Below are 10,681 nucleotides of genomic sequence, written 5' to 3'. Positions count from 1 at the left end.
ATTATCGTTTATGCTCTTGTTTTCGGTAAGCTGTAAGAATGAAGACAAAACGGGAGGAGGAAGTGGAGGAGTAGATTTAGACTCGATACCTACCGCATCTGGAACGGAAGCTACCGCAACCGACTTATCCGCGTATAACGGCAAAACCTATACAGGCATAGTAGGAAGCGGTGTTACCAGAAAATCTTACACTTCAAATCCAGAAGGGTTCGGAGACCAATTTATATTGGAAGGAAATGGAAGCGGAGGGCAGGCGTTTGTAACTATAACTGATAACACAATAAGTTATAGTGGAAGCAGCTTCACTGAGCCAATAATACTTAAATCCTCAGGAGGCAATAGTTATATAGCAAGCGAGGATATAGATTTAGACGGATTTAGATATAAATCGTATATTCAAATAACCCTTAATTCTGCAGATACAAGCAAAATAACCTTTTATTTATATATGGGCATGAATGGAGGACCTATAACTACGGAAAGCGGAGCGGTATATAATAACGGCGGTTATAAAGCGGAATACGAAGGAACTTTAACTGAAGATACTTCTGCAGGTAGTTAATAAAAGTTTTCGTTTAAGCTTCTTGAAATTAAAGGCATCGTATTTATTGCGGTGTCTTTTTTTATTATATTCATTTTCGTATTGCTACGCCTCACGCTGTGTGCCTTAAGGCAACGGCTCGCAATGACATTAAATTTGTCATTACGAGGCTATTTTATAGCCGAAGTAATCTATTTTATTATAGATTGCTTCATTCGTTCCACTCGCTCGCAATGATAATTAAATTTTTCACACGGTTATCAATTTTATTCCATAATTATTTGCAAGCTCTTCATATTTCTTATTACAAATATTTTCATCTCCAATCGAACTGCTGCAATTATTCATAAAATAAATTTTTTCCGTTATATTTTTTTCCGATTTATAAATTTCGCAAAATTGTTTAATTGTTTCGTAAACGCAATAATCTTTCGCCTCTCCGCAAACAAATATTTTTTCGTAATTTTTAATTTCTTTTACCCAATCGTTATTATAATTATTTTTTCCCGTCATTACTTCTGGTTTTATCGCTCCATACATTTCGGTAAATTTATCCGTTCCTTTTATTATTTTGTTTATGGAAGTTTTTTTAGAGGCTTCAAAAAACGCGAGAATATTTGAAAGCTGTTTTTCGATAAGCCATCCGTCAGTTCCGTAGATGCAATGATAAGTCCAAATAATTAAATTTTGACTTCCTTGCTCTTTTAATTTTTTGACATAATCCGTTTGAATATCTTTATAAACGGGAATAACTTCTTTATTTTCTATTTTTTCCAAAGTGATTTCGGTAAAAGGTTTGACATATTCGCCGTTTGGAGTTTTCCATAAAAAAGGATGAAAAATCGAATCGTAGCTATGAGTGTCGATTGTAGTATAAATCGAAGATAGATTTTCAATATTGTCGTAAATAAATTTTATTATTCTTTTTATATCTTCAGTCGCTCCTTTGACGGCTAAAGCTCCTTTTTCCATATCAATAAAATCTCTTTGAGCGTCTATTATAAGCAAGGCTTCGTTTTTATTATTTTTTATATTAACGGAAGAGGCAAAATTATAAATTTCGTTTTGATTTATCGGGTTTTCTTCTTTTCCAATATATTTTTCGTTTACAATATTTTTCAAATCAATCATAATAAAATCTCCTCTAATTTTTTATTTTTTAGTATATCATATATTTGACTTTATTGTAAAATTTTGTATAATTTCAATAATAGTAATTTCATTAAAAATTTTATCAAAGAAAGGAGAAAACGATATGAAAAAACTACTAATAATATTATCTATAATTTTGGTTGCATTTTCTTGTTCAAAAAGCGAATCTTCGGCTTATAAAATTGGAATATTGCAATTAGTCGAACATCCAGCATTGGACGATGCGAACAGAGGTTTTGTGGACGGATTAAAAGAAGAAGGATTCGAAGACGGAAAAAACATCATTATAGATTATCAAAACGCTCAAGGAGAACAGGCAAATTGTATAACCATCTCTCAAAAATTTATTAACGACAGAAGCGATTTAATCTTGGCTATTGCGACTCCAGCCGCTCAAGCGATTGCAAATCTTACAAAAGATATACCGATACTTATTACGGCAGTTACAGACCCAGCGGATTCAAAATTGGTTGCGGACAATAACGCGCCAGGCGGAAATGTTACGGGAACTTCCGATTTGACTCCCGTTAGCGAGCAGATGGATTTGTTAAAAAAATTAATTCCAAACGCGAGAAGAGTGGCATTTTTGTATAATTCGAGCGAACAGAATTCAAAATATCAAGTCGATATTGCGAGAAAGAAAGCGGAAGAAATAGGATTAATCACAAGAGACGCCACGATAACGAACCCTAACGAAATTCAGCAAGTCGTTCAAAATTTAATCGGAAAAGTTGACGTTATATATGTTCCAACCGACAATATGGTTTCGGCTGGAATGCCTACCGTTGCATCGATAACCGAACCCGCGAAAATACCGATTATATGCGGAGAAGAAGGAATGCTTCCAAGAGGAGGTTTGGCTACTTACGGAATCAATTATTACGAGCTTGGAAAGTTGACTTCAAAACAAGCGGTAAAAATATTGAAAGGAGAATCGAAACCCGCAGATATGCCGATAGAATATTTGCAAAATTTATCTTTAAAAATAAATACTAATTCGGCTCAAAAATTGGGAATCGTGATTCCAGCGGATTTACAATAATAGAAAATGATATTAAATAATAAAGCTCGTATTAATTTTAATATGGGCTTTTTTATTTTATAAAATAAATTCTAATCTATAATTTATATAAAAAAGAAAATGTTTAATATAAAAATAATAATTCAATATGACGGCACGGATTTTTGCGGATGGCAGATACAACCGAATTTAAGAACGGTTCAAGGCGAAATATATAAAGCCGTTCAAAAAATATATTCGGAGAAAATAACTATTTACGGATGCGGAAGGACTGACGCGGGAGTTCATGCGCTTGGGCAGGTTGCGAATTTTAGAGTTCCAAAAATGCTCGTTCCGATAGAGAGAGTTCATATAGCTTTAAATTCATGTTTGCCAAAAGATATAAGAATAATATCGGCGGAGATTATGCCCGAAAATTTTAACGCAAGGGTTTCTGCAAATTTTAGAGAATATTTATATATAGTTTATAACGGAGATATTTCATATCCTTTTTACGAAAGATACGCTTGGTTTTATAGAAAAAATATTATAAACGAAAAATTGATTAACGAATACGCGAAATATTTAATAGGCGAACATAATTTTACTTCTTTTTGTTCAACCGAAGACGAAAACGATTCGAAGTTTCGATATATTGAAAGAGTTTTTGCTATAAGAAAAAAAGACATCGTATATTTGGTAATAAGAGGAAACGCTTTTTTGCATAATATGGTTAGAATTATGGTAGGCACTTTAATAGAAGGGCAGAGAAAAAATAAACCGATTGATTTTATAGAAGAGATAATTAAAGAAGAGGATAGAACTAAAGCTTTGGTTACAGCTCCAGCTCATGGATTATATTTTAGAAAAGCGTTTTTTGTTAATTAAAATTCTATAATTTATATTAATTATATCAAGAGATAGATATTTATCATTATCCTTCCGCAGCTTTTGTAAGTAATTCGACTATACTATCATAACCTCTTTCTTGAGCGTATATTAAAGCCGTTTTTCCGTAAGAATCTTTTATATCTATATCCGCTTTTAAATCTATAAGCATTTGAACGGCTTGTTCATAACCATTAACCGCCGCAAAAAATAAAGCCGTATATCCAACTCTATTTTGGGTGTCTATATTAGAACCGTTTTTATTTAACATGCTGATGACTCTATCGTTTCCTCTGCCCGCCGCATACATTAAAGCGGTGTTCCCATAATAGTCTTTTATATCTATATTTGCTTTAGCGTCTATTAAAGTTTTCACTATTCTGTCGTATCCGTTCATAGACGCAAAAATCAACGCCGTTACTCCTATATTATTTTGAATATTCAAATCGGCATTTGAATTTATAAATATATTAATTAAATCGGATTTATTATTAAAAGTGGAATACATTAAAGCGGTGTTTCCGTCTTTATCTTTAGCGTTAATATTCGCGTTCAAATTAATAAGAGCTTGAACCATTTCTCTATGTCCGCTAATAGAAGCTAAAATTAAAGGCGTTCTTCCTTCATTATTGGTCGAATCGATACTCATAGAATTAGTAAATAAAGGAAGCATATTTACTCTATTATTATAAGCGGCATACATAAAAGAGTCGTTTCCGTTTATATCTTTCATTCTAACATTTGCCCCATTTTGTATAAGCATATCCGCGGTTGCATAACTTCCTTTATAAGCCGCAAACATTAAAGCCGTAAAACCGTCCGATTTTTTTTCGTTAATATTAGCTCCCGAATCAATAAGCAATTTTAGAACATTTGTATAATTATTGTAGGAAGCATACATTAAAGGAGTATTTCCATTTATATCCTTAATATTTATATTAGCTCCAGAATCTATAAGTAGTTTTGCAACATTATAACTTCCTTTATAAGCGGCGAAAGTTAAAGCTGTAAAACCCTCTTTATTTTTAACATTAACATCAGCTTTTGTATTTATTATAGCTCTTGCCAAATCGTAATTATTATTATAGGCGAGATTCATTAAAATAGTATTGCCTTTATCGTCTTTAATATTTATATTAGCTCCAGCTCCTATAAGTAGTTTCGCTATTTCATTATTACGATTATTTAAAGCGTAATTTAAAGCTGTAAGTCCTTCTTTATTTTTAGCGTTAACATTTGCCTTATTTTTTATCAAAGTTTCCGTTAATTGTCTGTTTTTATTAATAGCCGCATGTATTAAAGGAGTGTTTCCGTTTGTATCTTTTGTTTCAACATCGGCTCCCGCATCTATAATCATATTCAATATTCTATTATTCCTATTCGTTAAAGAATAAGTTAAAGCCGTGTTTCCTTCGTTATTTTTCGTATTAACATTCGCTTTGGCTTCTATTAACGCTTGAACCATTTGCTGATTTTTTCTTATTACGGCATGTATTAAAGGAGTATTTCCATTTACATCCTGTATATTAACATTAAAACCATCTTGAGAGATTAATTTTCTTATCTCTTGAACATTATTCGCTCTTATTAATGCAAAAATATCTGCATTATTATTTTCTTGCGCTATTAATATAGTCGCAAACACCATAATTATAGTAGAAATAATTTTTATTGCTTTTTTCATAATAAAATACTCTCTTATAAAAACTTCTACTTATATAATACAATAAAAAAATAAAATTTCAATAAATTTATTTCTAAAAATTCATTTTTTATTATAAAAAATGAAAGATGGCAGCCTGATTAAACTCTTGACAAATATAAAAATAATATTATGTTTATAAATTCAAAATTTTAAATTTTATACTATATTTGGTTAAAAATATTATTATGGACGACAGTTTAAATTATTCAAAAAATAAAATATTCGGAAATTGGGATTTCTACAAATTATGCATATCTATAGCCGTTCCCGTTATGGCTCAACAATTAATAATGGGTATGGTTTCGCTTATAGATAATTTTATGGTTGCGGGACTCGGCGATATAAAAATGGCGGCGGTTAATGTGGCAAATCAATTAAATTTCATGTATTTGGTTATATTATACACTTTTTACGGAGCGGGCGGAATCTACATGGCTCAAAATAACGGAGCGAATAATCAAGAAGGAATGCAACAGGCTTTTAGGTTTAAAGTTATTCTTCCTCTTTTTATTTCAATCGTATATATGATTTTGATGCTCGTAAATCCAGAAATTTTTATGCGACTGCTTACTCAAGGAAATTACTCTCAAAATGAAATATTGGAATCAAGCTCGAAATACATGAAAATAATCGCTTTCACATTTATTCCAATTTCAATTTCGGGTGCTATAGGAAGCTCATACAGAGAAATAGGAAAGCCGCATATTCCTTTGGTAATTTCCGTTATAGCGACATCCTGCAATACATTTGGGAATTGGATTTTAATATACGGTAATTTGGGAGCGCCAAGACTCGAAGAAACGGGAGCGGCAACGGCGACTTTAATAGCGCGAATATTGGAAATGTCGCTTTTTATAATATATATCAAATTGCATAAAGAAAAATTTTATGTCAGAACGAGAGAAATATTAAAAGTTAAAATAGGCGTTTTTTGGGCTATGCTTAATAAATCGAGCCTAATATTTTTAAGCGAAATAAGTTGGGGATTAAGCGAAATGTTTATGACAGCGCTTTATAACAGCAGAGGAGGAGCGGAAACTGTAGCGGGAATGGCTTCGGGATTTACTATTGCGAATATATTTTATTTGGTTTTTCAAGGAGTTCATGTCGCCACTATGGTTGTAGTCGGCGGAACTTTAGGAAGAGGCGAACTCGAAGACGCTAAAAATAAGGCAAGATGGATAATGAACGGTTCTATAATAGCGGGTTCTATAGTCGGATTGATAGAAATGTCGTCAATAGTTTTAATTCCGCTCATATTTTCAAAACTCACGGCGGACGCTCAAACGATTACAAGAAATTTGGTGATATTAATTTCATGCTATATGCCAGTTTGGACTTATATTAATTCGCAATTTGCAGTTTCGAGGGCGGGAGGCGACACTTTATTTGGTTTCGCGGTAGATGTTCCCGTATCGTTATTATTATTCGCTCCAGTTGCGCTTATTTTGGCAAAATTTACTTCCGTTGGTCCCGTTGCGATGTTTGGGATAGCGAAATTAACCGACTTCGTAAAAATAACCATAGCGATTATAATGCTTAAAGAAGAGCGTTGGGTAAGAAAATTAACCGATTAAATATGTAAATATTTTGATAAAAAACTTAATTATAAATTCCGATAATGTAAACGATATTTTATTTTTATACGGACTTACGGATTAATATGGATAGAAATTTCTTTCATATATTTTTTGAAATCGGAATTCCCACTATAGGAACTTTTACGGGTTTGGTGGGAATAATACTTTACGGTTATATTTATTTCAAATTATATGAAGAAAATCAATTAATAACTTTATCTATAGGAATTTTGGCATTCGTTTTTTCGTCTTTGGAATTTATAAATATAGTAATATCTATTTCAAGTTATGACAACAAAATCGGATTTTATTTATACAGAGCGGAGCAAATCGCCTTATCTTTAACGATTTTCCCGTGGATAATATACGCGAAAAATAATTTGGAATTGAATAAAAATTATCATTGGGCTTTGGAATTTCTTTATAATTTGGCGATATTTTTGGTGGCTACAATTATATTTATAGGAATTATCTATTCGGATTCTTTCATTTCAAGAACGGAAGCGGTCGACACTCTAAACGAAACTATGAGAAACAGCATAAAAATTAGAGGAAAAATAGGACCTTTATATGTATTTAGAGATTTTGTCGTATCGGCATATATGCTTTTGGTAATAAGCGCTTTTATTTACGAAGTGGTGGTTAATAAAAATTACGCGAAAAATGTTCAATATTTAATTTTAACTTCCATAATAGCGATATTTTTCTTTGACGATTTTAACGGAATTTCGGTGTATCAAGAAAGAGGAGATTTTTTAATATTGAGAAACGTTCCATTTTCAAGAATCACTTTGGCTTATATAATTTATAATATCGCGATTATACATTCTTCGGTCAATCAATTTATTTCGTCCGTTTTCCGCAGAAGAAATAAACAGAGTTATAATTTTGAAGAGATTAGAGCGCAGGATACGGTTATAATAAATACGGCGTCAAACACTTCAAAAAAAATGCTCGAATTTAAAGACGATTTTCAAAAAGCGGTAAAAGAATTAACGGAAGATGTTTCAAACGCCTATTCTTCGGTTAGCGCTTTGAAAACGGATATAGCGAAAACTATAGATTCCATAAACGAATTTATCACGATAGAAAACTTTCAGGTAAACGATGCAAACTCGAATATCGAAAAAATTAACGAACTTATAGAAACTTACCCGAAATTAAAAGAGGCTTCCGTATCTCAACAAACGATGCTTGCGAATTTAAATTCAAATTTACAAAAATCTATCGAAGAAATATACAATTTGCAAGAAGAAAGTTCGAATATAGTCGATAAATTCGATTCTTTTCAAAAATATGTCGATAAGGAAAAATTTAATATAGGAAACGAACTCAATAAATCTTCGGAACTTAGCCATTTGAATATGCAAATAAATAAAATCGTAGTTTTTATGTCGAATATATCCGACAGAGCGAAAACTCTTTCGATAAATTCTGGAATTCAAGCTTCAAAATCTGGAGATTGGATGGGCAATTTTGAAACGGTTTCAAATTCCGTATTGGAATTGGTAACGGAATCTTTGACCGTATCGGAAAGAATGCAGAAATTACTTTATCAAATAGAAGATATTTTCAAAAAATTCAATTCTGCAACAGTTAATATAAATAATAACGCATCCGAATTGGCGCAAGAAATATCGGCTTATTACGATAAAATCTATCAATTCAATAGAAGTATGGATAGACAAAACGATTTTAATGTTAATATGGCAAAAAATACGAATAAAATGTTCGATTCCGTATCGGATATAAATAAAATAATAACGAGCGAAGAAAACGATTTTATGAATATAAGATTGAGAATAGAAGAATTTAACGATTATATAATAGACATATCCGAGAAAGCCTCCGAACATAATACGGAAGTAAAAAATCTTATGAGAGATATGAACAAACTTTTGGCTACTTCGGAAGATTTGGAATCGGTGAGCGGAAAACTTAATAATGAGAAAGAACAAATTTTAGAATATTCCGATAATTTGGATAGTATAATTAGAGAACATTCCAAAACGACATAAGGGTTATTATGGATTTATTAACTACTTTTATATTAGGATATAATATTAATATCATCGAATTATTAGTTCCCGTAATAGACTTGTCGGTAATGACTATATTTGCCGTTATATTTATATTATTGTCGAGGCGAACGAAAAGCTCGACATATTTTATAATCGCCGTTACTTTGGAGCTCCTTTCTTTATATAATATTATATTGGTGGTTATTACATTTTTTGAACTCTATAATATATTTCCCGACATAACGACTAATTTATATATTTTCAATAATATACTCGTTTTATTTACGGTTTTGATTATGCCTCTTAATAATAGAAATTTTTTAAGTAGTATGAAAACGGTTAATAATGCAAATAATTTTATTTTGATTATAACGGGACTTTTGATTATCGCCCTTCTTATAGTAAGCGTGATAAATTTTGACGCTTTTTTTGGAGTTAATGTAAATCAAATATTTCATAGAGCGGATAGAATTTATTATAGAGTGTCTCCAAACGGTTTATTTTATCTATTTAAAATGTATATAATATTATTCGTATTCGCCGCAACTTTAATTCCCGTAATACTCGATATTATTTCGAGACATAATGTTGGAATAAATGTAGTGTTTAATATTTTCAGTTTAATAGGATTATATTTGATATTTACCGATATATCGCTTTTCAAAACTAATGCGGGAATCAACTTCGACAGAACGGGACTTGCGATAACTTTATCTTATATGATTAGGTTTATAGCGACTTTTTCAAGTTTTACCGTGAACGCTTTGAATGTGATAAATAAAGACAATGTTTTGGTAAGCAGATTAAAAAATAACTTAAATATACTTACCACTATTCATGGAATCTCCGACAAATTAAATACTGTCGACAAAAATTTTATGGATTCTTCAATGTTCGTATTCGAAATAGATAAAGAAAATAAAGACGCTTTGGATATAATGAATTCAAAAGTCGAAAATATTTTAGCCTCGAAAGATAAACTCGCGGAAACTAAAGAAAATAAAAATCAAATAATAAAAGACGGAATAAGATTCACAAGCGCCGTATTTAGCGTTTTTGAAACATATAAAAACAGATTGCAAGATAACTGTAAAGTGTTAAACGGAATAATTAAAAGAATAAAAGAATCCGATTTTTCAAATAACGAAATAAAAGAATTGAACGAAGATTTAAAAAATATAAAAAACGATTTGCAAAAAACTTCCAAAAAATTCATAGACAATATGCTCGAATATTCTAACCAATTTAAAGATATAAGCGCCATAACGGGCGAAATATACGAAACGATAGAATATATAAAAAATATGACGAATAAAACGAATTTGCTTTCGATAAACGCGGGTATTCAATCGACAAAAGCGGGAATTCATGGAAGAAGTTTTTCGGTTGTGGCGAAAGAAATAGGCGTTTTAGCGACAGAAATTAATCAAAGCACGGAACTTATGGAAAAAATTCTTATAAATATATTTTCTGGTTTGGTTATGGTAGAAAACTCTTCTTTTTATGTGGAAGAGCATTGCAAAATGATAGAGAATTCGGCTAACGAGTTGGCTAAAGAAATGGACGATTATTTGAAAACGATAGAAAATAGTTTTAATTTTGAAGATTCCAATTTAGAATCTTTTGAAACTTTGGAAAAATATAATAATGACATATTTAATATAGTGGAAGAACAAAGCAATATAGCGATTTACATAAAAGAAAATATAAACGCGATGCTCGATATTCAAAATTCTTTAAACTCAAAAATTGATTTTCAAAACCAAGACATAATAAAAATATTTAATAATTTCA

General features: G+C 31.0%; 8 protein-coding genes. 6 read left to right on the top strand and 2 right to left on the bottom strand.

Annotated features, from left to right (window positions below; all coding sequences use genetic code 11):
• On the top strand, positions 1-562 hold a 562-nt coding region (locus EZH24_RS13975), incomplete at its 5' end, for a hypothetical protein (protein ID WP_201798555.1).
• A 228-nt stretch (positions 563-790) separates the two neighbouring features.
• Here EZH24_RS13975 and EZH24_RS02975 read toward each other — a convergent pair.
• Positions 791-1,672, bottom strand: coding sequence for a cysteine hydrolase family protein (locus EZH24_RS02975; RefSeq protein WP_137997646.1), 882 nt, complete (start codon positions 1,670-1,672; stop codon positions 791-793).
• A 124-nt stretch (positions 1,673-1,796) separates the two neighbouring features.
• On the opposite strand from EZH24_RS02975, the gene EZH24_RS02970 reads away from it, so the two are divergent.
• Together EZH24_RS02970 and truA are read left to right on the top strand one after the other, a co-directional pair.
• On the top strand, positions 1,797-2,735 hold the full coding sequence (locus EZH24_RS02970; RefSeq protein ID WP_137997645.1) for an ABC transporter substrate-binding protein: 939 nt from the start codon (positions 1,797-1,799) through the stop codon (positions 2,733-2,735).
• 99 nt (positions 2,736-2,834) lie between these two features.
• Entirely contained in the window at positions 2,835-3,581 is a 747-nt protein-coding gene (gene truA, locus EZH24_RS02965; protein ID WP_137997644.1) for a tRNA pseudouridine(38-40) synthase TruA, read from the top strand.
• A gap of 46 nt (positions 3,582-3,627) precedes the next feature.
• Here the strand turns inward: truA and EZH24_RS02960 are convergent, their stop codons facing one another.
• Positions 3,628-5,265: an ankyrin repeat domain-containing protein gene (locus EZH24_RS02960; RefSeq protein WP_137997643.1), complete on the bottom strand. Its 1,638-nt coding sequence runs from the start codon at positions 5,263-5,265 to the stop codon at positions 3,628-3,630.
• A 206-nt stretch (positions 5,266-5,471) separates the two neighbouring features.
• Here EZH24_RS02960 and EZH24_RS02955 point away from each other — a divergent pair, with 206 nt between their 5' ends.
• The 3 genes from EZH24_RS02955 to EZH24_RS02945 form a co-directional block, all read left to right on the top strand.
• On the top strand, positions 5,472-6,863 hold the full coding sequence (locus EZH24_RS02955; protein ID WP_137997642.1) for an MATE family efflux transporter: 1,392 nt from the start codon (positions 5,472-5,474) through the stop codon (positions 6,861-6,863).
• A gap of 86 nt (positions 6,864-6,949) precedes the next feature.
• Entirely contained in the window at positions 6,950-8,884 is a 1,935-nt protein-coding gene (locus EZH24_RS02950; RefSeq protein WP_137997641.1) for a coiled-coil domain-containing protein, read from the top strand.
• Between the two features lie 8 nt (positions 8,885-8,892).
• Positions 8,893-10,681, top strand: a 1,789-nt coding sequence (locus EZH24_RS02945; RefSeq protein ID WP_137997640.1) for a methyl-accepting chemotaxis protein, incomplete at its 3' end; no start/stop codon positions are given.

The organism is Brachyspira catarrhinii, assembly GCF_005518285.1.
GTDB lineage: Bacteria > Spirochaetota > Brachyspiria > Brachyspirales > Brachyspiraceae > Brachyspira > Brachyspira catarrhinii.
The sequence above is the reverse complement of the archived record's forward strand: the minus strand, read 5'-3'. Positions and strand labels throughout refer to the sequence as shown.

What these genes read in the sequence shown, in the direction of transcription:
- EZH24_RS02950 (WP_137997641.1), top strand. Translation starts at nt 6,950, where the DNA reads ATGGATAGAAATTTCTTTCATATATTTTTTGAAATCGGAATTCCCACT.
- EZH24_RS02955 (WP_137997642.1), top strand. Translation starts at nt 5,472, where the DNA reads ATGGACGACAGTTTAAATTATTCAAAAAATAAAATATTCGGAAATTGG.
- EZH24_RS02975 (WP_137997646.1), bottom strand. Translation starts at nt 1,672, where the DNA reads ATGATTGATTTGAAAAATATTGTAAACGAAAAATATATTGGAAAAGAA.
- EZH24_RS02970 (WP_137997645.1), top strand. Translation starts at nt 1,797, where the DNA reads ATGAAAAAACTACTAATAATATTATCTATAATTTTGGTTGCATTTTCT.
- EZH24_RS02960 (WP_137997643.1), bottom strand. Translation starts at nt 5,265, where the DNA reads ATGAAAAAAGCAATAAAAATTATTTCTACTATAATTATGGTGTTTGCG.
- truA (WP_137997644.1), top strand. Translation starts at nt 2,835, where the DNA reads ATGTTTAATATAAAAATAATAATTCAATATGACGGCACGGATTTTTGC.